This is a genomic window from Rhodovastum atsumiense, from assembly GCF_937425535.1.
Taxonomy (GTDB): domain Bacteria; phylum Pseudomonadota; class Alphaproteobacteria; order Acetobacterales; family Acetobacteraceae; genus Rhodovastum; species Rhodovastum atsumiense.
In genome coordinates, this window is record NZ_OW485601.1 from 2,054,363 (window position 1) to 2,076,546 (window position 22,184).

The 22,184-nt window shown below is 69.7% G+C and carries 21 protein-coding genes; 2 read left to right on the forward strand and 19 right to left on the reverse strand.

Annotation, left to right across the window (positions count from 1 at the left end; genetic code table 11):
• Nucleotides 1-53: 53 nt before the first annotated feature.
• From NBY65_RS09320 to NBY65_RS09330, 3 genes are read right to left on the reverse strand one after another with little or no spacing between them, the layout of a single operon-like run.
• A complete protein-coding gene (locus tag NBY65_RS09320) occupies nt 54-1,346 on the reverse strand; it encodes an ABC transporter substrate-binding protein (RefSeq protein WP_150039752.1) in 1,293 nt (430 codons plus the stop codon).
• Nucleotides 1,347-1,362: 16 nt separating this feature from the next.
• Nucleotides 1,363-2,643 carry an ABC transporter substrate-binding protein gene (locus tag NBY65_RS09325; protein WP_150039751.1) on the reverse strand — a complete coding sequence of 427 codons (1,281 nt, stop codon included), beginning with the start codon at nt 2,641-2,643 and terminating at the stop codon, nt 1,363-1,365.
• A gap of 28 nt (nt 2,644-2,671) precedes the next feature.
• The gene (locus NBY65_RS09330) at nt 2,672-3,781 is read right to left on the reverse strand and encodes an ABC transporter ATP-binding protein (protein WP_150039749.1); all 1,110 of its coding nucleotides are present in this window, start codon (nt 3,779-3,781) and stop codon (nt 2,672-2,674) included.
• A 121-nt stretch (nt 3,782-3,902) separates the two neighbouring features.
• Between NBY65_RS09330 and coaE the strand changes: the two genes are divergently transcribed.
• Together coaE and dnaQ are read left to right on the forward strand one after the other, a co-directional pair.
• A complete protein-coding gene (gene coaE, locus NBY65_RS09335) occupies nt 3,903-4,505 on the forward strand; it encodes a dephospho-CoA kinase (protein WP_150039874.1) in 603 nt (200 codons plus the stop codon).
• The gene (dnaQ, locus tag NBY65_RS09340) at nt 4,502-5,182 is read left to right on the forward strand and encodes a DNA polymerase III subunit epsilon (RefSeq protein WP_150039747.1); all 681 of its coding nucleotides are present in this window, start codon (nt 4,502-4,504) and stop codon (nt 5,180-5,182) included. Before coaE ends, dnaQ begins: the two co-directional genes overlap by 4 nt.
• A gap of 108 nt (nt 5,183-5,290) precedes the next feature.
• Here the strand turns inward: dnaQ and NBY65_RS09345 are convergent, their stop codons facing one another.
• The 16 genes from NBY65_RS09345 to NBY65_RS09420 all read right to left on the reverse strand — a co-directional run bounded on the left by NBY65_RS09345 (nt 5,291) and on the right by NBY65_RS09420 (nt 22,151).
• Nucleotides 5,291-7,885 carry an MMPL family transporter gene (locus NBY65_RS09345; protein WP_150039745.1) on the reverse strand — a complete coding sequence of 865 codons (2,595 nt, stop codon included), beginning with the start codon at nt 7,883-7,885 and terminating at the stop codon, nt 5,291-5,293.
• A 27-nt stretch (nt 7,886-7,912) separates the two neighbouring features.
• The gene (locus NBY65_RS09350) at nt 7,913-8,221 is read right to left on the reverse strand and encodes a hypothetical protein (protein ID WP_150039744.1); all 309 of its coding nucleotides are present in this window, start codon (nt 8,219-8,221) and stop codon (nt 7,913-7,915) included.
• 1 nt (nt 8,222) lies between these two features.
• Nucleotides 8,223-8,876 (reverse strand): cytochrome c oxidase subunit 3, encoded by a 654-nt coding sequence (locus NBY65_RS09355; protein WP_150039742.1) that lies wholly within the window; start codon nt 8,874-8,876, stop codon nt 8,223-8,225.
• A complete protein-coding gene (locus tag NBY65_RS09360) occupies nt 8,869-10,500 on the reverse strand; it encodes a cytochrome c oxidase subunit I (protein WP_150039740.1) in 1,632 nt (543 codons plus the stop codon). The genes NBY65_RS09355 and NBY65_RS09360 overlap by 8 nt, the downstream gene beginning before the upstream one ends.
• Nucleotides 10,497-11,432 (reverse strand): cytochrome c oxidase subunit II, encoded by a 936-nt coding sequence (gene coxB, locus NBY65_RS09365; RefSeq protein WP_150039739.1) that lies wholly within the window; start codon nt 11,430-11,432, stop codon nt 10,497-10,499. Before coxB ends, NBY65_RS09360 begins: the two co-directional genes overlap by 4 nt.
• Entirely contained in the window at nt 11,429-12,178 is a 750-nt protein-coding gene (locus NBY65_RS09370) for an SCO family protein (RefSeq protein WP_150039737.1), read from the reverse strand. Before NBY65_RS09370 ends, coxB begins: the two co-directional genes overlap by 4 nt.
• Nucleotides 12,175-12,525, reverse strand: coding sequence for a hypothetical protein (locus NBY65_RS09375; RefSeq protein ID WP_150039736.1), 351 nt, complete (start codon nt 12,523-12,525; stop codon nt 12,175-12,177). The genes NBY65_RS09370 and NBY65_RS09375 overlap by 4 nt, the downstream gene beginning before the upstream one ends.
• Nucleotides 12,518-13,510, reverse strand: a complete 993-nt coding sequence (locus tag NBY65_RS09380) for a hypothetical protein (RefSeq protein WP_150039734.1) — start codon at nt 13,508-13,510, stop codon at nt 12,518-12,520. Before NBY65_RS09380 ends, NBY65_RS09375 begins: the two co-directional genes overlap by 8 nt.
• Entirely contained in the window at nt 13,507-13,998 is a 492-nt protein-coding gene (locus tag NBY65_RS09385; protein WP_239002700.1) for a c-type cytochrome, read from the reverse strand. The genes NBY65_RS09380 and NBY65_RS09385 overlap by 4 nt, the downstream gene beginning before the upstream one ends.
• Nucleotides 13,995-14,492 (reverse strand): DUF3341 domain-containing protein, encoded by a 498-nt coding sequence (locus tag NBY65_RS09390; RefSeq protein ID WP_150039733.1) that lies wholly within the window; start codon nt 14,490-14,492, stop codon nt 13,995-13,997. The genes NBY65_RS09385 and NBY65_RS09390 overlap by 4 nt, the downstream gene beginning before the upstream one ends.
• Complete coding sequence (gene nrfD / locus NBY65_RS09395) at nt 14,492-15,847, reverse strand: NrfD/PsrC family molybdoenzyme membrane anchor subunit (protein ID WP_150039731.1); 1,356 nt, start codon at nt 15,845-15,847, stop codon at nt 14,492-14,494. Before nrfD ends, NBY65_RS09390 begins: the two co-directional genes overlap by 1 nt.
• The gene (locus NBY65_RS09400; protein ID WP_150039729.1) at nt 15,840-18,614 is read right to left on the reverse strand and encodes a 4Fe-4S dicluster domain-containing protein; all 2,775 of its coding nucleotides are present in this window, start codon (nt 18,612-18,614) and stop codon (nt 15,840-15,842) included. The genes nrfD and NBY65_RS09400 overlap by 8 nt, the downstream gene beginning before the upstream one ends.
• Entirely contained in the window at nt 18,611-19,264 is a 654-nt protein-coding gene (locus tag NBY65_RS09405; protein WP_150039728.1) for a cytochrome c3 family protein, read from the reverse strand. Before NBY65_RS09405 ends, NBY65_RS09400 begins: the two co-directional genes overlap by 4 nt.
• A 370-nt stretch (nt 19,265-19,634) precedes the next feature.
• Nucleotides 19,635-19,844 carry a light-harvesting antenna LH1, alpha subunit gene (pufA, locus tag NBY65_RS09410; protein WP_150039726.1) on the reverse strand — a complete coding sequence of 70 codons (210 nt, stop codon included), beginning with the start codon at nt 19,842-19,844 and terminating at the stop codon, nt 19,635-19,637.
• Nucleotides 19,845-19,857: 13 nt separating this feature from the next.
• Nucleotides 19,858-20,070 carry a light-harvesting antenna LH1, beta subunit gene (gene pufB / locus NBY65_RS09415; RefSeq protein ID WP_150039724.1) on the reverse strand — a complete coding sequence of 71 codons (213 nt, stop codon included), beginning with the start codon at nt 20,068-20,070 and terminating at the stop codon, nt 19,858-19,860.
• 437 nt (nt 20,071-20,507) lie between these two features.
• Nucleotides 20,508-22,151: a thiamine pyrophosphate-dependent enzyme gene (locus NBY65_RS09420; RefSeq protein ID WP_150039722.1), complete on the reverse strand. Its 1,644-nt coding sequence runs from the start codon at nt 22,149-22,151 to the stop codon at nt 20,508-20,510.
• Between the last annotated feature and the right edge of the window lie 33 nt (nt 22,152-22,184).

The following is a 22,184-nucleotide window of genomic DNA, read 5'->3' on the forward strand; positions in this document are numbered from 1 at the left end:
TTCGCCATTGCCCCGTTGAAACGGGGCAATGGCAGGAGGAAAGCACCTCCGCACTAGGCACGCCGGAACGGCCGGAGGATGCGGTCGGCTTCGGCCTGAGCCTCGGCCATCGCCTGCGCCGGCGTTTTAGCCCCGTTCAGGCAGGCCTGGATCTGGTCGGTGAGGGCCTTGTACACGCGCTGGTTCTCGAAGGTGGAGAGTTCCCCGGTGGCAACCGGCAGGAAGCTGCGGGCGATGTCGGCCGGGGGATAATCGGCAACGTATTGCTTCATCGCCGGCGTCTCATACGCCGCCGGGCTGCTGGCGATGTAGCCGGTGCGGATTGACCAGTCGGCCGCCCGCTCGGGGGCAGTCAGGAAGCGGGCGAAGCGCAGCGCCGCGGTGCGCTCGGCCGGGCTCGCCGCCTTGAAAAAATACAGGTTGCCGCCACCCACCACGGTGCGCGGGCCGTCCTTGCCCGGCAGGCCGGCGACCCCGAAGGGGAAGGTCGCGTTGGTGCGCAGGTTGGTCAGGTTGCCAGTTGTGTGCTGGATGATCGCCGTGTTGCCGGCAAGGAAGTCGGGCGAGAGCTGCGGCCAGGCGGAGAGGCCCTCGGGCGTCGCATGACGCTCGAAGGCGAAGGCGCGCCAGTACGTCAGCGCCTCGATCGCCCGGGGATGGTTGAAATAGACCTCGGTGCCGGCCTCGTTCATCAGGCGATGGCCGGCCTGGTGCGCCAGCGCGCCGAAGGTCCATTGCGCATTGCCAAGATCGGAAGCGAGCTTGATGCCCCAGCGCGTCACGCGGCCGGAGGCGTCGCGCTTCGTCAGCTTCGTCGCCGCCGCCGCCAGTTCGGCCCAGGTGCGCGGATAGGCGTTGGGGTCGAGCCCGGCTTCCTCGAACGCGGTCTTGTTGTAGTACTGGATCGCCGTCGAGCGCTGGAACGGCACCGACCAGGTCTTCCCCTGGGCCCGGCTGTTGGCCATGAAGGCGGGATAGAAACCGGCAAGCCAGCGCTTTGCCTCGGTATCCAGGCCGATCTCGTCGAGGCTGACCAGCACGCCGAGATCCTGCAGGCTGTGCATCTCCGCCGCCAGCAGCACGGCGAGCTGCGGACCGCCGCCGGCGCGCAGGGCCGTGACCGCCTTGGTCATGGTCTCGGCATAGTTGCCGGCATAGACGGGCTTCACGGCGATGCCGCTCTGCTTCTGGAAGTCCTGGCAATAGCCGTCGATCACCGCGGGGATCGGGCCACCCACGGCAATCGGGTAGTAGAACGACAGCTCGGTCACGGTCTGCGCCCGCAGGATGGCGGGCGCACCCAGCGTCGCGGCGGACGCAGCAAGCAGCGTACGGCGGCGGATCATCGTCGGACTCCCACGGTCAACGGGCATAGGGGCGCAGCAGGCGCGTGGCATTGGCCTGCGCGTCGTCGAGCGCCTGCTTCGGCGACTTGCGGCCGAGCAGGGCCGCCTGCAACTCGTCGTTCAGCACCTGGGTCACGCGCTGGTTGTCGTGCGTGGACAGCTCGGGCACGGCGTATTCCAGCTGGTCGCGCGCGACCGCGGCGGCGGGGAAGTCGGCAACATAGGCCCGCATTTCCGGCGTGGTCCAGGCATCGGGCCGGGTCGCCACATAGCCGGTATCGATGCCCCATTGCGCCGCGCGCGTAGGCGAGGTCATCCATTTCACGAAGCGCAGGCTCGCCGCCGTCTGTGCTGGCGAGGCGCCCTTGAACAGATGGAAATTGCCGCCACCGGTCGGGCTGCCGCGGCGCTTGTGCGCGGGCAGCATCGCCACCCCGAACGGGAAACGCGCATTGCCGCGGATATTGGTCAGGTTGCCCGTGGTGTGCCAGATCATCGCGACCCTGCCTTCCAGGAAGTCGCGCGGCGTGGTGGCCCAGTCCACGATGCCGTCGGGATGCACGCCGTATTTGCGCGTCAGGTCGATCCAGTACTGCAGCGCCTCGACGCAGGCCGGGGCGTTGTAGTTCACCCGGTTCCCGGCCGCGTTCGCAAGCTCGGCACCGGCCTGGATGGCGAAGGCCTGGTAGAGCCAGTAGGGAAAGCCGGTGGCGGGCACCTGGATGCCCCAGCGGGTCACGCGGTCGCCTTCACGCTTCGTGGTCTTGCGCGCGAAGGCCGTCATCTCCTCCCAGTTCGCCGGTGCATGATCCGGATCGAGCCCGGCCTCGCGGAACACGTCCTTGTTCCAATACATGACGATGGTGGAGCGCTGGAACGGCACGCCCCAGACATGGCCACCGATCTGGCCATTGCGCAGGAAGGCGGGATAGAAGCTGTTGAGCCAGGCGCGGTCCTCCACGCTGGTGGCGAGCGTGTCCAGCGGCACGATCAGCTCGTTGTCCACCAGCGAGTGCGCATCCACCGCCAGCGTGACCGCCAGCGCCGGCCCCTGCCCCGCCTTCACCGCCGTCATCGCCTTGGCGAGCGTGTCCACGTAGCTGCCGGCATAGATCGGCTTCACCCGGATGTCCGGATGGGCGGCCATGAAATCGGCGGCGTAGCGATCGACGATCTTCGTGATCGGGCCACCGACCGCGACCGGGAAATAGAACTCGATCTCGGTCACGCCTTGTGCCCTGGTGATCGCGGGGGCCGCGAGCGGGAGGGCGAGCAAGGTACGGCGCGTGAGGGACATGCGGACCTCTCGAAGGAAAGGGCAGGACTCAGGCAAAGTGCGGAACGGGCGCGATGCGTTGCCCGGCGGCATCGAAGAGGTGGATGTCGGCGGGATCGATGGCGAGGCGCACGCCGGCCCCATCGGGCAGCACCGTCCGGCCCGGCAGCCGGGCCAGCAACCGCACCCCGTCCCCCGCGAGACAGGCCAGCACCGTGTCGGCGCCGAGATACTCGGCATGCAGCACGGTCGCGGGCAGGCCCTGTCCGGCGAGGCGCAACGCCTCCGGCCGGATGCCGGCCTGCGCCGCGGCGGGATGCGGCGGTACCAGCACCGGGCCGTCGGTGCCGCGCACCACCATCCCGCCGGCGGCAGGCACGAGCGGCAGCAGGTTCATCGGCGGCGTGCCGATGAAGCTCGCGGCAAAAGCGGTGGCGGGGTGGGCGTAGATGTCGGCCGGCGGCGCATCCTGCTCGATGCGGCCCTCGCGCAGCAGCACCACCTGATCGGCCATGCCCATGGCCTCGGTCTGGTCATGGGTGACGTACAGCATGGTGATGCCAAGCCGGCGCTGCAGCGCCAGGATCTCACGCCGCATGTCGGCACGCAGTTGCGCATCCAGGTTCGACAGCGGCTCGTCCATCAGGCAGACGGGCGCCTCGGCAACGATGGCGCGGCCGAGCGCCACGCGTTGCTGCTGCCCGCCGGACAACTGCCCGGGCCGGCGCGACAGCAGGTGCCCGATGCCCAGGATCGCGGCGGCCCGCTCCAACCGCCGGGCGCGCTCCGGCTTCGGCACGGAGCGCGCCTTCAGGCCGAAGACGATGTTTTCGGCAACGTTCAGATGCGGGAACAGCGCATAGGACTGGAACACCATCGCAACACCGCGCTGCGCCGGCGGCAGGGCGGTGACGTCGCGCCCGCCGATTTCCACCCGTCCGTCGCTCGCCTGTTCCAGGCCGGCGACGATGCGCAGGCATGTGGTCTTGCCGCAGCCCGACGGGCCGAGCAGCACGCAGAAACTGCCGGCCGCGACGTGCAATGACGCGGCATCGAGCGCGGTGACGGCGCCGAAACGACGGCTCACGCCATGCAACCGCACGGACGCGCCGGCAGGCCCGCCCGGGGCGGCGCGGGAGATGGGGGGCTCGGTGATCATTTTCCTTGTCCACCGATAGCGGCGCCGGTGGCGCAGGGCATGTGTCAGTTTGATGATTTCAGCAGTCTTGCCCCCTGCCCTCGCGCGTGCTTGTTGCCTGGACCATGGCATGGAGCGGCAGATGCGGGTGATCGGGCTGACCGGCGGGATCGGCATGGGCAAGTCCACCGCCGCCACCGCCTTCCGGCGCGCCCATATCCCGGTCTTCGACGCCGACGCCACCGTGCACCGGCTGCAGGCCCCGGGCGGGCGGGCGTTGCGCGCCATCGCCGCGACCTTTCCCCGGGCCGTCCGCACCGACGCGCGCGACCGCCCGGTGCTGGACCGTGCCGCCCTGCGTGACATCGCCCTCGCCGATCCGGGGGCATTGCGGCGGCTGGAGCAGATCCTGCATCCGATGGTATACGAAGAGGCACGTGCCTTCCTTGCCCGCGCCCGCCGTGCCAGGGCCCGGATCGCGGTGCTGGACATCCCGTTGCTGTTCGAGACGGGGGGTAGGATCCGCACCGACCTGGTGCTGGTGGTGTCCGCCCCCGCTTCGGTGCAGATCAACCGGGTGGCGCGGCGCCGCCGCATGGACCCGGCGCAGGTGCGCGCGGTGCTGGCGCGGCAGATGCCCGATGCCGAGAAGCGCCGCCGCGCCGATGTGGTAGTGCGGACCGGGCTTTCGAAACATCATGCGTTGCGAGCGATCCGGCGCCTGATCAGGAGACTTCGCGGATGACCCGTTCAGTTCTGTTCGACACCGAGACCACCGGCCTCAACCCGCTGAGCGGCGACCGCGTGATCGAGGTCGCCGCCCTGGAGCTGATCAACGACCTGCCCACCGGCCAGCATTATCACACCCTGATCCACCCCGAGCGCGACATCCCGGAAGAAGCGGCGCGCGTGCACGGCATCACCCTCGACAAGCTCGTGGGCAAGCCGCGCTTCGCCGAGATCGCCGACGCACTGCTGGACTTCCTCGGTGACGGCCCGCTGGTTGCGCACAATGCGCCGTTCGACTTCGGCTTCCTCAACGCCGAGTTCGCGCGCCTCGGCCGGCCGGCGCTGGCGATGGAGCGCATGGTGGATACGCTGGCGCTGGCCAAGGCCCGCTTCCCTGGCATGCCGAACAGTCTGGACGCGCTGTGCCGGCGCTTCGACATCGACCTGTCCGAACGCACGACGCACAACGCCCTGCTGGACTGCCGGCTGCTGGCCGAGGTCTATGTCGAGCTGACCGGGGGCCGTCAACGCGGCTTGTCGCTGGCAGACGCGGGACAGGCGACGATGCCGGTGGCCGTCTACGACGCGGTCGGCCCCCGCTCGCCCCGGATCATCACGCCGAACGAAGCGGAACTGGCGGCCCATGCGACGTTCCTGGGCAAGCTCAAGGAACCGATCTGGACCACGCCCTAGCCGTCCTTTGGCGTAGGGCGGACGCAGTCCACCAACGCAAGCCAGCCACCTTGCGGAAGCTTGCGTCGGCGGATGACGCTGCGCTTATCCGCCCTACGCCTTCCAACGCTACCTGCTGCCGCGACTCCAAAGATTGAGCGCCCGCAGCAAGGTCGGCACGAACAACAACGTCGCAATCAACGTGCAGCCGAGGCTGAGCATCAGCAGGTCGCCCATGCTGGCCGTGCCCGGATGGGCGCTGAGCGCGAGCGAGCCGAAGGCCGTGCCGGTGGTCAGCGCGGAGAAGATGATCGCGCGGGCCGTCGCGGTGCCGAGGAAGCGGTCGGCGCCGGCGCGCCAGTTCATCACGAAGTAGATGTTGAACGACACGCCCACGCCCAGCAGCAGCGGCAGGGCGATGATGTTGGCGAAGTTCAGCGGCAGCTGCCAGACGGTCGCGCCGACCACGGTCATCAGCGCCGCCAGCAGCAGCGGCGCCATCACCAGCAGCACGTCGATCACGCGCCGCAGCACCAGGGCCAGGATGATGGCGATCGCCCCCAGGGCGAGGAGTGCCGCCGAGCGGAAGGCTCCGACGATGGTGGTGGCGCTGCCGACGATGGTCACCGCCGAGCCGGCCGCTTCCGGGGCGATGCCCTGAACCTCGGCCACGAAGGCGTGCAGCCCGACGGAATCGCGGGCCTGGGCGCGCGGCAGCACCTGCACCCGCGCGCGCCCGTCCGGCAGGCGCCAGTCGCGCGCGATGTCCTGCGGGATCGAGGCCAGAGTGACCGGCTTCGCGTCGAGCGCGGTGCGCAGCCGCCCGAGTTGCAGCGGCAAATAGCGGGTGAGCGCCGCGTCGGTTTCCAGCAGCACCGGATCGGGGGCGGCCACCAGCCGGCGCAACGCCTCCACGATCCCCGGCACCGGCGTGTCGGGGGCCTTGGCGGCGGCGCGTTCCAGGTTGGACAGGGCAGCCTTGGCCGCAAGGCGGAGGTCGGCGGCGGAGACCGGGGCGGCCGGGGAGCGCGGCGCCAGGGTCGCGGTCAGGATGCTGGCGGCATCGGCGATCACCGCCAGCTTGGCCGGCTGGTTTTCTGGCACCAGGCTGGACAGCGTCAGCGCGTCCTCCACCAGCGGCAGCTTGCGCAGCTTCACTGCCAGCGCGTCGGCCTCGGCCTGGGAGGGGGCGATGATGTCGATGGTGTAGGGGTTGGTCAGCGGCGATTCCATCAGGTCCGAGAGCGTGCGCATCGCCTCGGTGTGCGGGTTCTTGGTGTGCAGCGGGTCGGAATCGAAGGCCAGCCGCGGCAGCAGCACCGCGCCCGCCACCGCGAGCGCGGCGAAGATCGCCAGCACCGGACCGCGCCGGCGCACCAGTTGCGTCTCCAGCAGGCCGGCCCAGGCGAAGCCGATCTCGGCCTGCTCGCCGCGCGGGCGGAACAGCGCCAGGGCGGCGGGCAGGAAGCCGAGGGTGCAGGCGAAGGCGATCACCATGCCCGCCCCCGCGATCAGGCCGAGTTCGGCCACGCCGCTGAAATCGGTCGGCACGAAGGCCAGGAAGCCGGCCGCGGTGGCGGCGGCGGCCACCAGGATCTGCGGCCCGACCCGCGCGGCGGTCATCTGCAGCGCCGCCACCGGTTCGCCGGCCTGCAGCCGCATCTCGCGGTAGCGCACGCAGAACTGGATGGCGAAATCGACGGCGATGCCGACAAACAGGATGGCGAAGGCGACCGAGACCAGGTTCAGCGTGCCCACCACCAGGGCGGCGAAGCCGGTGGTCAGCGCCAGGCCGAGCCCGAGCGTGAGCAGGATCGGCACGATCAGCCGCCAGGACCGCACCGCCAGCACCAGCCACAGCGTCACCAGCAGCATGCTGCCGATCATGCCGGCGACCGCGCCTTCGGCGACCGTGGCGAATTCCTCGTCGGCGAGCGCCACCGAGCCGGTGATACGGACATGCGCCTGCCCGGCCTTCACCCAGGGCAGTTGCGCGGCGGCGGCCCGGATCGCGTCGGTGGCGGCGCCGCCGGGGGCCAGCGCACCATGGTCGAGCTTCGGCTGCACCAGCACGAAGCGGTACTGCCCGGCCAGATCGACCAGCTTGCCGCCCAGCAGCGTCTGCCACGACAGCGGGCGCGGCTTGCCGGCGGCGGCATCGGCGAGGGTGCGGCGGAACGCCTCCAGCGCCGAGCGGACCGGGGCGAGGTCGGCCTGGCCACGATCCACCCCCATGCCCAGCAGGCCGAGCGCGGCGAACAGGCCGCGGGCGGAAGGATCGGCGATGAGCTGGCCGAGGAAGGGCTGCGCGTCGATGGTGCGTTCCATCAGCTCGTTCAGCGTCGCCTCGTCCAGGAACATCAGCCCGTTCGCGTCGAAATAGGGCGAGGCATCCGGCTGGCGGACCGAGCGGAAATGGGTCGTGTCGGAGGACAGCGCCTGGGCGAGCGCGGCGGCGGTCTGCTCCGCCTGCTCGGGGATCGCGGCGTCCACCACGGCGACCAGCAGGTCGGTGAACTGGGGAAAGGCCCGGTCCATGGCCATCGCGCGCTGCCGCCAGGGCAGGCTGGAGGCGAACAAGGTGTCCGTATCCGTGGTGACGCCCAGGCGCGTGGCGGCAAGCCAGCCCGAGAGGGTCGTGAGCAGCAGGGCACCGACCAGCACCAGGATGGCACGGCGGCGGCACCCCTCGGCGAAGGTGGCCAGCAGGCGGGAGAGCGACATCGGCAGGAGGGTCCGTTTCGGCGGGTGTCAGGGATGACGCGTGACCGGCACCGAATAGTCGGTCCGGGTCAGCGGGTCCACGCTGCCGAGCCCCAGCAGGATGACGAGCCACAGCAGCGCCGCCACCGCGAAAGCCTGCGCCAGACCAGAGACTGAGTACATTCGCATGAATGCCGTTCCGATCACGATCAGCATGGCTGCCATGAGCAACACCAGGGCCGGGGCCGCCAGCCAGCCCGGCAGCAACGGCACCGCCCAGAGCTGCGCCGCCAGCAGGCCCAGCACCGCCAGCCAGCTCCCGCCCAGCCGGCGCAGATGGGGGCCTGGCGCGGTCATCTCATGCCCCCACCCGTCCCAGCAGGTAGATCAGCGGGAACAGCACCACCCAGATCATGTCGACGAAGGACCAGTAGAGTCCCACCACCTCGGCCGGGACCGCGTGGCCGCCGTCCAGCGCCCCCGCCCGGGCGCGCAGCCCCAGCCAGGTCAGCAGGCCGAGCCCGATCAGCATGTGCAGCCCGTGCAGGCCGGTCGCCACGAAGTAGAACGCGAAGAACAGGGCGGCCCCTCCCCCCGCCTCCCTGGCCAGGGCGAAATCCGGGCCCGGCCAGAGATGCTCGTCGAAATCGCCTTTCCACTCGACCCCCTTCAGCGCCAGGAACGCGATGCCGAACGCGGCGGTGACGGCGCAGATCCAGCGCACCTGCCGGCCTCGGCCGTGCCCGGCCAGGACCGGGGCAGCGGCCATGACGGCGCTGCTGGTCAGCAGCAGGGCGGTGTTGACGGCACCAATCCACAGCTTCGTGTGCCGGGCCGCGAGGTCGAACCCCGCTGGGTGCTGGTGGCGGCAGAAGATGAATGCCAGGAACAGCCCGCCGAAGAACAGCGCCTCGGTGGCCAGGAACAGCCACATGCCGGCGATCGCCGTATCCGCCTGGTGCGCGGGGCTCTCGAACTGGAACTGGTGGTGCGGGCCGAGCCGTTCAGGCATGGCTGCCCACTTCCTCGGGCGGGGGATAGGCATAGGGCGGGCCGGTGACGACCGGGGTGACCTCGAAATTGCAGAAGGGCGGCGGCGAGGGCGTCTGCCATTCCAGCCCGGTCGCGTGCCAGGGATTGGCGGGGGCGCGGGGGCCGCGCAGCAGCGACCAGGTCAGATAGACCATCGGCATCAAGTAGCTCGCGGCCAGGATGGTGGCGCCGGCCGAGGACAGCACGTGCAGCACCTGGAATTCCGGCGGATAGGTGGCGTAGCGGCGGGGCATGCCGAGCCAGCCGAGGACGAACTGCGGCAGGAAGGTCAGATTGAAGCCGAGGAACATCACGAAGGCGGCGATGCGGGCCCAGATCTCGGGATAGAGGCGCCCGGTGATCTTCGGCCACCAGTAATGCAGGCCGGCGAAATAGGCGCTGACCATGCCGCCGACCATGATGAAGTGGAAATGCGCCACTACGAAATAGGTGTCGTGCACGTGGACATCGACCGCCAGCGCCGCCAGGAACAGCCCGGTCAACCCCCCCGAGGTGAACAGCCCGATGAAGCCGAGCACGTACAGCATCGGCGCGTCGAAGCGGATGAATCCCTTGTGCAGAGTGCCGATCCAGTTGAACACCTTGATCGCCGAGGGCACGGCGACGAGGTAGCTCAGCAGCGAGAACACGATCGCGGCGTACATGCTGGTGCCGGCCACGAACATGTGGTGGCCCCACACGAAGAAGCTGATCACGGCGATCGAGATGCTGGCCCAGGCGATGAATTTGTAGCCGAAGATCCCTTTCTGGCTGAACGTGGTTACCACCTCGCTGGCGATGCCCATCCCCGGCAGGATCATGATGTAGACCGCCGGGTGCGAGTAGAACCAGAACAGGTGCTGGAACAGCAGCGGATCGCCGCCGAGCGTGGGGTCGAACACACCGACGCCGAAGACGCGCTCGAACACCAGCAGCGTCAGCGTGATCGCCAGCACCGGCGTGCCGAGCACCAGGATGACGCTGGTCGCGTACAGGGACCACAGGAACAGCGGCAGCCGGTACCAGGTCATGCCCGGGGCACGCAGGCGGTGGATGCTGACGATGAAGTTGAGCCCGGTGGCGATCGAGGAGAACCCGGTGACGAACACCCCGCCCGCCACCAGCACCAGATGCCCCTTGGCGAAGGCCGTGGACAGCGGCGTGTAGAAGGTCCAGCCGGTATCGAGCCCGCCCGCGAACAGCCCGGCCACCACCAGCAGCCCGCCGGCGATGAAGATGTACCAGCTCAGCAGGTTCAGTCGTGGGAAGGCCAGGTCGCGCGCCCCCAGCATCAGCGGCACCACGAAATTGCCCAGCGTCACCGGCACCGCCGGCACCAGGAACAGCCAGACCATCACCACGCCGTGCAGCGTGAACAACCGATTATAGGTCTCGGGCGAGACCAGGGCGCCCTCGGGCGAGATCAGTTGCCAGCGGATCAGCGCCGCGGCGGCGCCACCGAGGAAGAAGAAGACCGTGATGCTGCCGAAATACAGCAGCGCGATGCGCTTGTGGTCGGTGGTGAACAGCCAGGATGCCAGCGTGGTTCCGTGATGAAGATAGCTTGGCGCCACGCGCGCGTCCGTGCCCAAAGCGATGCTCATGGGACTGGCCTTGCCCCGGCCAGGGAGCGGATATAGGCGACCAGCTTCACCAGATCCTCCTCGATGATCTGCCCGGCGAAGGACGGCATCAGCGGCGCGTACCCTGCCGCCACCTGCGCCCCCGGATACAGGATCGAGTCGTGGATGTAGCGGTCATCCGCCACCACGACACTGCCGTCCGACAGCGGCACCGGGCTGCCATAGACCCCTTCCAACGGCGGCGCATGCACGCTGGATCGGCCGCCATGGCAACCGCTGCAGCCGTAGCGGATGAACAGGCCCTGCCCTGCCTCGGCCAACGTTGCACCGCCGCCGTTCTCGGCGAGCCAGATGTCGAAATCGGCCGGTTCCATCACGATGACCTCGCCGATCATGCGGGAATGGTCGGTGCCGCAGAACTGAGCGCAGAACAGGTGGTAGCTGCCGAGCCGATCGGCGCGGAACCACAGCGTCGTGTAACGCCCCGGCAGCACATCGCGCTTGATGCGGAAACCCGGGATGAAGAAATCATGGATCACGTCCTCGCTGGTCATGATCAACTGCACCGGACGGTTCACCGGCACGTGCAGCGCATTGATCTCGCGCTGGCCGCCCGGATGCTGGACCTTCCACATCCATTGCTTGCCCACGACCCAGACCTTGAGCGTGTCCTCGGGCGGGAGGAACAGGCGCGTGTAGAGATCCGCCCCCCAGATGAACAGGCCGAAGAACACCAGCAGCGTCGCCGTCGTCCAGGCGACTTCCATCCGCCAGGTCTTCTGCGCGAGCCCGCCACGATCGAGCGGATTGCTCGCGCGGTAGCGGATCACGTAGGTCCAGATCAGGCCGAAGGCCAGCAGCAGCACGGCGGCGGTGATCAGCAGCAGGGCGCCGAACAGCAGATCCAGCTCAGGCGCGTGGTTGGAGCCCTGCACCAGCAGCAACGGGTTCATGCCGGATCGCCCCGTCCCCGGCCGCCACGATGCGCGCGCCACAGGAGCAGGCCAACCAACAGGGCCGTCACCGCTGCGGCCAGGCTGACCACGCGCTCGATCGCGAGGGTGCGGTGGCCGGTGACCGGATCGAGGCGAAAGCAGAGCAACTGCACCAGCGACGGCGGCGGCTGCACCTCGCCCGTGCGCGCGCCCTGCACCGCCTTGCGGAGAGCACCAGGGTCGAAGCCGACGCCAAACAGATAGGCAGCAACCCGGTGATTGGGTGCCACGATCACCGCGCCAGCCGGATGCATGAATTGCTGCAGCGTCGCGTCCCAGCGTGCCCGGAAGCCGACTGCACGCTGCACCGCCGTGCTGTCGCCGGTCAGAAAATGCCAGCCCGTTCCGTCGCCACCGTGCCGCGCCAACGCCGCGTGCCACGCCTGTGCCACATCCGCCGGTTGGTCGCGCGGATCGATCGACAGCACCACCAGATCGGCGTCACGCCCTGCCCGCAGCCCGGATGCCATGAAGGCCGAGATCAAATCGTCACGGACCACGCCGCAGAGCGTCGTGCACCGGTAGTAGCCCAGGGCCAGCACCAGCGGACGCCCCGGGGCAAGTGCCCCGAACGACATTGCCTCACCATCGGAGGTCAGCAGCGCCGCCGTATCCGGCACGGCGGCGCCGGGATGCGGGGTCCACTGCAGATCCTCCGCGCGCACGGGTGCTGCCAGCAGCAGCAGGACCAGCATTATCCTCATCGCCCCGGCCATCCCGGAATGCCTTCCGCGGCAATCCGGTCCATGGCGGCGTCGATCGGGATGTGAACAATGCCATGCTCGCGGTCGATCAAGCCCGCCGAATTCAGCTGTTGCAGTTCCTCCTGCCGAAAGCGCTGCATGTCGCGGCGCGGACTCGATTGCAGCGGCGGATGCGGTTGGGCCGGCAGGACCAGTTGCCGGCCGTGCAATGCCGCCGGATAGAGCCAGCCGGCAAGCCCGGCCACCACCAGCAGCACGGCGATCAGGCCCGCCGCGACCGTCAGGGCAAAGCGCGGGCCGACATCCTGCCGCTCATGCCGTGGCGGCGACAGGCGCAGCTCAGGCATGGGCGGGCGTCCACGCCGGCCGTACCCATGCCATCCCCAGCGAAAGCGCGGCAAAGGCGAAGATGCAGGCAAGGTCGGTCCAGGCGATCGGGCGCGGCGCGGCCGGCAGCACGATCCAGAGCGCTCGCAGCGCCTCGGCCGCGACCAGCAGGCAGGCGACGGCGGACAGGCCACCGGCCGACCGGCGCACACGCGCGGACAGCAAGGCAAAGAACGGCACCACGCCATGCGCCAGGGCCAGCGCCACCGTGCCCCAGAGCCATGAGCCCTGCACCCGCGCGAGATACCAGCCGGCTTCCGTCGGCAGGTCGGACTCCCACACAATCAGGAACTGCATGGATTCGAGATAGGCCCACAGCACCACGAGCCCGAGCAGCAGCCTGCCGAGATCGGAGCGGATGTTCGGTAACACCGCAGGCGCAGCCATGAAGGTCGCCAGCGCCAGCGCCAGCACGCCCATGGAGGCGGCCGTCACCATCCCCCACACCGAGGATCCGAACGCCGGATCCAGCGCCATCGTGCCGTCGATCGCCGCGAAGGTGACGGTCACCGCCAACACGATCAGGCCCGGCGCGGCAATCTGCGACGTCGCCCCACGCAGCAGCACCAGCGCGGCGAGGCCAAGCCAGGCCACCAGATAAAGCACCGCCCGCCCGGCCAGGAACGACACCGAAAGGTAGAAATGGCCCGCCGCATGCGGCCCATGCGTCCAGGGATACAGCACCTCCAGACCGAGCCCGAGCGGTACCAGCGCGGGCACCAGCAGCGGCAGGCTCGCCACCCCCGCGAGCAGGGCCGGCTGCACGGCTTCGCCCCAGCGTCCGCCGGTCAACGCATGGGCCAGCAACAAGGCAAGCGAGCCCAGCGGCCAGCCCAGCCACAGCGACAGCGCCGCCAGCCACGCATGCTGGAACCGGCCGGGATCGAGCTTCCAGGCGAGGATAGCAACGAGCAGCCCGGCGATGGCGGCAAGGGCGGCCTTCATCGCAAAGCCTGCCTTTGATCAGGCGGAATTTCCTCGGGACGGGCGTGCTGGCTGCGCTGCAACGCCTTGATGTAGGCGGCGATGGCCCAGCGGTCGGCCGGCGCCACCCGATAGGCAAAGGAATACATCACGCCATAGCCGTTGGTGATGACGTCGACGAAATGCCGGGGCGGCGCCGCACGCAACCGGTCGATGTGGTACGAGGGCGGAGACGGAAACCCGCGCTGCACGATCATGCCGTTGCCGTCACCGAGTTCCGAATGGCAGGGCGTGCAGTAGATGTGGAAGCGCTCCTGGCCGCGTCGCAGCAAGGCCGGCGTCAGCGGCGGCACCGGGTCCGGCGCCTCCCCGAAGGCGACGACGCCCGCGGGCCGCACCACATCGCCCGAATACGGCCCCGGCTTCGGCTGATCCGACATGTCGTCACAGCCACAGAGCAGGCCACAGGCGACAAGCGCGAGGACGCCGTTGCCGCCCCCCCGGCTCACGCCGCCACCTCCTCGATGACCGCCGGGCGCAAATCGTGCAGCAGCGCCCGCGCATGTGCCAATGCCGCCGCGTTGCCGCTGCGCAGCGCCACGAAGAACAGGTCGCGACTGGCCCGGCGAAACGTCTCCGCCTCGTCGACCGGCCGGTAGGGCATCGGCAGCCGCGCGGCGACGAGGAATCCGATGACCCCTGCGACCACACCGCACAGCAGGCCGGATTCCAGTGCCATCGGCATGAAGGCAGGCCAACTGAAATCCGGGCGTCCCCCCACATTGAGCGGGTCAGACCAGACCGTGGCGACACTCTGCAGCAGGAACGCTCCGGTCGCGCCCAGCATGCCGGCGGCCAGGATCAGCCATGGGATCCAGCTGCCGCCTCCGGTGAGCGGGACCGGCGTGTACGTCTCCACCGCGCCGAGCCGCTCCACGCGCAACCGCCGCGCCGCTTCCTGCAATGCCTCGGGCGAAGCGAAACCGAAGAGCAGATGCGCCATCACCGTTGCCCTCGCACCAGCTCGCGCAATTCGAAGATCGAGATCACCGGCAGCAGCCGCACGCACAACAGGAAACCGGTGAAGAACAGCCCGACCGTGCCGGTGAACAGCGACCAGTCCCAGACCGTCGCCGCATAGGCCCCCCAGGCCGAGGGGATGTGGTCATGCTGCGGACTGGTCACCACGATGCCGTAGCGTTCCAGCCACATACCGGCGATCACCCCGGCCGACACCAGCATCAGCAATGGCTGGCTCGCCCGCAGCGACCGCCACCACAGCATTTGCGGCAGCGCCACGTTCAGCACCAGGGTCGCCCAGTACACCGAGGCATGGACACCGCTGACCCGATCAAGGAACCAGAGCCGTTCCGCGGCCTCGCCACGATAGAAAGCGAAGAACGCGTCCATGATGTAGGAATAGCCGACGCACAGCGCCGTGGTCAGCAGCAGCCGGCCGAGCACATCGACATGCCGGCCGGTGATGAAAGGTTCAAGCCCCAGCAGGCGCCGCAACGGCAGCACCAGGAACAGCACCGCGGCAAACCCCGAATGCACGGCGCCGAACACGAAGAACGGCGGGAACTGGGTGGAATGCCAGCCGGTGGTCAGCGCGCCGGCGAAATCCAGCCCGACGATGCTGTGAACCGACACCACCATCGGCGCCATGATCGCCGCCAGCACCGCATAGACCGCGCGGTAATGTCCCCACTCGCGCCCCGAGCCGCGAAAGCCCAGTGCGAGCACGCCGTAGAAGACCTGCGTGCCACGGCGGGAGGCACGATCACGCAGCGTCGCCAGATCCGGCAGCAGTCCGAAATACCAGAACAGGACCGAGGCGGTGACATAGGCAAAGATCGCGGCGAAGTCCCAGAACAGCGGACTGCGGAATTGTGGCCACAGCCCCATCGTGTTCGGGTAGGGAAACAGCCAGTAGAACAGCCAGGGCCGGCCGAGATGGAAGATCGGATACAGCCCGGCACAGGCGGCGGCGAACACGGTCAGCGTCTCGGCGATGCGCGAGAGCGAGGTGCGCCACTCCACCCGCACCAGGAAGAAGAACGCGGAGATGAAGGTACCACCACTGGCAATGCCGATCCACCAGACGTAGTTGATGATCGGAAAGCCCCACATCACCGGCCAGTCATTGCCCCAGACCCGGATGCCTTGGGCGAAGGCCCAGCAGGCGGCGAAGATGCCCTGGACCAGCAAAGCCACGGACAGGGCGAAGCCGATCCACCACCAGCGCCACGTGCCCTCGCGCAAAGCCAGGGCACTGATCTGGTCGGTGACGGCAGCTTCCGTTTCCCCCGGGGCAATGACAGGCGGGATCGCGAGGTCGCTTATCGACTCAGTCATCCTGGTCGAGCGCCGGATTGGGGTTGTCCAGCCGCGCCTCGTAGCTGACGCGCGGCGAGGTCGAGAGCTTTTCCAACGCCGCATAGCTCAACGGCGCTGCCTTGCGGCGTGACACCTCGCTGTCAGGATCGGCGACGTTTCCGAAACTGAAGGCCCGTGTCGGACAGGCCGCCTGGCAGGCGGTCACCACCCCGGCTTCGGCAGCCGCAGGCCCGGCCGTGTCGGCGGCAACACGGGCCTCGGCGATGCGCTGCAGGCAGAAGCTGCACTTCTCCATCACCCCTCGGCCGCGCACGCTGACTTCGGGGTTGCGCGTGGCCGGCGGTCGCGATTCCTCGCGGGCATAGGCCCCGAAATTGAATCGCCGCACCTTGTACGGGCAGTTGTTGGAACAGAACCGCGTGCCGACACAGCGATTATAGACCTGCAGGTTCAAGCCCTCGGCATCATGCACCGTGGCGTTCACCGGACAGACGATCTCGCAGGGGGCCTGTTCGCAATGCTGGCACAGCATCGGCTGCAGCATTGTGCGGGGCGTCTCGACGGGACCTTCGTCGTAATGATCGATCCGCAGCCAGTGCATCTCGCGATGTCGCAGCATCTCCTCGCAGCCGACCACGGGAACGTTGTTCTCCGCCTGACAGGCAATCACACACGCATTGCAGCCGATGCAGGCATTCAGATCGATGCTCATGCCCCATTGCACCGCCCCCCCGCCGGAACGCGGCGGATAGAGGCTCGGCTGCGGCGAAGGCTTCGGCTGCTGCTGCGCCGCAGCCATGCGCTTCGCAACGTCGCGCGAGAGTTCGAGGCCACCATCGGCCCGCGTGCCACAGGCGATCGCCACATGGTCGCCGGTGCGCCGCAGTCCCACCACTCCGGACTGGCCGCGCAGGGGCGTGACATCGCTCCCCACCCCCGTGCCGACCGGCCCGGCCTGCCACCGCCCGCCACCGGCCACCGCAACCACCACCTCCGCCGCCTGGCCGGGCATGATCCAGCACGGCGCCGTCACCGTGGCGGTGCCACAGGCCAGCCGGACCACGTCGCCGTTCGCCAGCCTCTCCCGCGCCGCGATCTGCGGAGAGATCAGCACGGGCGTTTCCCAGGCCACCCGGGTCAGCGGCCGTGGCGCCTCCTGCAACCAGGCATTGCCCGCGTGACGACCGTCGCCGAGATGCGAATCGGGACGAATCCGCAGCGCCAGGCCGGACGGCGGCGCGGGCGGGGCCAGCGTGGCAGCCTCGGCGCGCAGCGCCACCGGCAGCGCCGGGGCGGCACTGCCCGGCACTACCCCGCGGCTCAGCGCCTCGCGCCATGCAGTATCGTCCAGCCGGTCACGCCAGGTGTCGCGCACCCAGGCGCGGGCATCGCCGGCCGTGAAACCGTACAGCAACGGCAACAGCTCGAACGGACTGCGTCCGCCTTGCAGCGGCAGCAGTTGCGGCTGGGCGATCGCGGCCGTGCCATCGAAGGCCAGCGCATCCCCCCAGTCCTCCAGCTCATGCACCGCCGGCACGAACCAGGTGACGGCGTCGGTGGTCTCGTCGGGCGCGCTCGCCAGCGCCAGGCTGGAGGGCACACGCGCCAGCGCCGCCGCGAAGCCCAGCGAGGCCGGTGCGGTGAACACCGGGTTGCTGCCCAGAATCACCAGCACCCGCACCCGGCCGTCCGCCATGTCAGCGACCAGCGCGCGCAGGCTGTCTTCCTGCAGCACCGGATCCCGCTGCGGCGGATCGATCACCTCGAAGGTGCGGCCACGCCCGCCCAGCGCCTCGTTGACCGCATGCACCAGCGCCTGCGCCTCGGCCGGCAGGTCGGGGCCGGCATGCACCAGCGCACGTCCCGGATGCGCCTTGAGATCCCCGGTCACCGCGGCGATCCAGCCTTCTGGCCGCTCGTTGCGCAGCACCGAGGCGGCGAGCCCCATGACGATGCGGTGCATTTCCTGCGGGCCGGCGGGATGGCGGTGATCGCCGCGCACGCCCAGCAGCGTCGGCGTCGCCTCGGCGGCATAGATCCGGTTGCGTGTGTCGGCGCGCGTGGGATTGCGGCCGGCGGCGAGGAAACGGGCATGGCGCAGATGCCCGGGCGCGGTTTCCAGCAGATCGCTGTCGAGCCCGAGCACCAGCCCGGCCGCCTCCAGCCGCGGCACCACGGCCACGGGTTGTCCATAGGCGAGCATGGCCCCGTGCAGCACGTTGTCGCGGGGAATGCCGTCCCATTGATGCCACCGCGCGCCGGGCCAGGCCGCCAGCACCGCATCGATCGCGCGCGCGAGGCTCGGCGAGACCACGCTGCCCGTCAGCAACCGCAGCCCGGCGCCGTGATCGGCGGCGAAGCCGGTCCGCAGCGCCGCGAGCGCCTCCAGCAGCACCCCTTCCGCCTGCGGCACCCCCTGCCGGGACAGCGAAGCGGCACGCCAGGGATCATAGAGATCCAGGATCGCCGCCTGGCCGACCGCGTCGGTGGCTCCGAGGCTGGCCGGGTGGTTGGGATTCCCCTCGATCTTGACGGGCCGGCCAGAGCGGTGCGTCACCACCACGCCGCTGGCCTCGCCACCGGCGGTCAGGACGCTGGCATAGCGGTTGACCCCGCCGGGCTGGATGCCGGGCGGCTGGCGCACCGGAGGCAGCAAAGCGCGGTCCTCTCCGCCCGGATCGCAGCCCGCCAATGCCATCGACGCCGCCATCAGGCCCAGCACCCGCCGCCGCTGCGCCAACGGTGGAGCCAGTGCGTCCCGACCGGGTCGGTCCCGCACGGTCATCGGTGGCAGATCGAGCAATCGGTGAGCCGCCGAGCCCCGATATGGTACGCGGCCAGCAGCGCCTGCGCCGGCGGTGTGGCGGGCCCGCGCCGCCACCCCATCTCCGTCACCGCCGCGCGCGGACGCAGCCGGGGACCCGGATCACGATGGCAGTCGAGGCAGAAGCCCATGGTCATCGGCCGGGCCTTGGCGGTGAGCGCCATGCGGTCGATCCGGCCATGGCACTCCTCGCAGCCCACGCCCTTGGCGATGTGGATCGCGTGATGGAAATAGACGTAGTCCGGCAGGTCGGTGACGCGCTGCCAGGCAATCGGGCGGTGCCGCGCGAAACTCTGCCGCACCGGCGCGAGCACGGCGGCATTGGTCCAGACCTGCGAATGGCAGGTCATGCAAGTGTAGGTAGGTGGCAATCCCGCCGCGGCCGAGCTTTCCACCGCCGCGTGGCAGAACCGGCAATCGATACCGAGCCCGGCGACATGGTGCTCATGGCTGAACGGCACCGGCTGCTCCACCGGGAAACCGACCCGGCGGGCATAATTCGTGCGCGGCCAGAGCCACCACCAGCCAAGCCCTCCCGCCCCTGCCGCGACCCCGCCGATCAGGACGAGTTTCGCCGCCAGATTGGCGCCTGGCGTGAAGATCGCCGCCATCCGGCACCGCCCCCGCCTTTCGGCGCCTTGTCAGCGGCGCCCCGGCGGCCAGAACGAGGCCACCATCCGGGCAGTTCCCCACGCCGGAAGCCGGCGTCGGGGCGGCCAACCACCGGCGCCTGCCCGATGCGGCATCGGGCAGAGACCGGAAACGCGGAGAGAGCGTGGAGAACGACAGGACGCCTGCGGCCCGCTTCAGGCCGGGCAGGCATGGCCTCAACCGGGCACAGCAAACCTCGCCGAAGCAATCACCCGCTTCGGCTGATCACATCGCCAGGACGGATCCGGGCCAGGACGGATCCGGCGCGCCGACTTCGGCCGCCGCCCCGGCTGCCGCGTGGCAGGCAGGGCGGCGGCCATCAGGCTGGTGTTACTTGCCCACCACCGGCAGCGGCAGCGCCTGGGCCGGGTAAGCCCGCTGACCGAAGCTCTCGATCCAGTTGAAGCGATGGGTCGTGAGCAGCGCGGCATGGATGAACAGCGCGAAGGCGAACAGGCCCGCCAGCGTCGCCGGAACCACCTTCTTCGGGTCGAAGAACAGCCACAGTTGCCAGGAAGGATCGTCCTTCAGGAATGACATGATCGGTGCCTCCTCAGACCAGGAACGAGACGATCTGCTGCACGCCGTCGATCATCGACGTGGTGTAGCCCTCCACGGACGGCAGCCACGGCCGCCACGACCAGACCAGCACGTGCGCGACAACGGCGATCCCCACGAAGATCAGGAAGCTCTGCCGGAAAACCGCGTGGAACTCCTTCGCCTCGGCCTCGGTCAGGCCGGAGGCGGACACTTTCTCGTCTGCCATACGCTCTCTCTTTGAATTGCGGCCGTGGATGCCGGCCGGCGCTTCTGCACACAGCCGGACTCGCCGTGACACGGCCGGTCACGACGAATTCGTTCTCCGGCCAGCGCCGGACAGGTGAAGCTGGTCCGCGCGGTCTCGGCGGACGGTGCGACTTCAGGACACGGGCGGGCATGGCGACGCCGCGCCAGGCGCGGTGCCATGTCGCCACGGGCCGGAGCGCAGCCCCGCCGCGCGCCCCGGATGCGATGGTCCCGGCCCGGCAGCGGAACACCACCCCCGGCCTGACCAGGGGCTGCGGGCTGCATTCATTTCTCCTTCGAAGTCCTGCCGCCGTTTATGTCAATAAACCACGACAATGGCCATGACAAGCAAGCTTTACAGAGATCGCGGCGCCAGCCGGGCCAGGCCGCGATCAGATTCGCGGTCAGGCCAATGGGTTATGGCAAGGCCGGCCGCCAGGCGTCGTGCAGCCCGCGCACCCGCCTTGGCGCCAGCATGTCCCAGGGGCTGGGCATCTCCCCCACCGGCACATGGATCAGTGCCGGGGCGCGCGCCGCCAGGGCCTCACCGAGCGCGCGTTCCAGCTCCGCCGCGTCCCGCGCCCGGTACGCCGCCATGCCGAAGCTGCGGGCGAAGGCGACGAAGTCGGGATTGGCGAGGTCGCAGGCGATCAGGCGGTTGCCGAACTGCTCGGCCTGGATGCGGCGCACATTGCCGAAGGCGCCGTCGTCGAACACCACCGCCACCACCGGCAGGCGGTGGCGCATCGCCGTCGCCAGTTCCTGGGCCTGGTACATGAACCCGCCATCGCCGCACAGCGCCACCACCGCACGCCCCGGCAACGCCGCCTGCACCCCGAGCGCCGTGCCATAGCCCCAGCCCAGGTTGTCCTGGTAGCCCGGAGAGATGTAGCGGCGCGGCGCCTGCACCGGGAAGGCCAGCCGGCCCACGAAGCCGACCTGGGTGACATCCTCCACGACGATGCCATCCTCCGGCAGAATGGTCCGCAGCGCGCGCAGGAAACCCATCTGCGGTTCCTGGCGGGCGATCCGGTCGGCGAACCAGGCCTGCGTCTCGGCAACCTCCGGGCGCGGGCGGCGGGTCCGGTTCTGCGCCGGCAGGGCCGCCAGCAGCGCACGCAGCCCCTCGGCGGCATCCGCCACCACCGCGCAGTCCGGACGGCGGAAGCGGGACGGCTCCTCCGGATCGATGTCGAGCCGCACGATCTTCAGCCCCGGATCGGTACCCCACACCGATTGCGCGAAATGCATGCGGCTGCCCACGCCCAGCACCACATCCGCCTCCTGCCACAGGCGCTGCCCCACCGGCAGCGAGGCCGCCAGCCGGTGCCCGGTCGGGATGACGCCGCGGCCACGCCGATAGGTGACCACCGGCGCCTCCAGCATCTCGGCCAGCGCCAGCAGCTCCGGCCCCGCCCCCAGCGCACCACCGCCGGCAAGGATGATCGGGCGCTCGGCCGCGCCCAGCAGCCGCGCCGCCGCGGCGATCGCCTCCGGATCGACCGGCGGCTTCCAGGGCGCCAGCGGGGCTACCGGCGCGGTCTTGCCCGGCCGGCCCCAGACATCGACGGCGCATTCCAGCGCCACCGGCCGGGTCCGCCCGCCCAGCGCCGCCCCGATCGCCTCGGCCACCAGCCGCGGCGCCGCGGCGGCGTCGGGGATGCGCGCCGCCCATTTCGTCATGTGCCGCAGCAGGCCGATCTGGTCGGGCAGTTCGTGCAGATGCCCCCAGCCGCGGTCGATCGCGTCCGAGGGCACCTGGCCCGCGATCGCCAGCACCGGCGCGCCGGTGCCATAGGCGGTCAGCAGGGCGGCGGTGCAATTGAGGATGCCCGGCCCGGGCACGGCGGCGAAGGCCTGCGGCCGCCCGGTCGCCAGCGCCGCCCCGAGGGCCATGTACGCCGAGGTCTGTTCATGGCGGGGGTGCAACAGGCGCATCCGGCCGGAGCGCTGGACGGCGTCGAACAGGTGATCGTTGTGGACGCCGGGCAAGGCGTACAGCGTGTCGACCCCATGGCGCAGCAGGGCGTCCAGGGTGGCCTCGGCGGTGGTCAGTCTCATCCTGGCAATTCCGGACCTGGTGATACGGCCGGC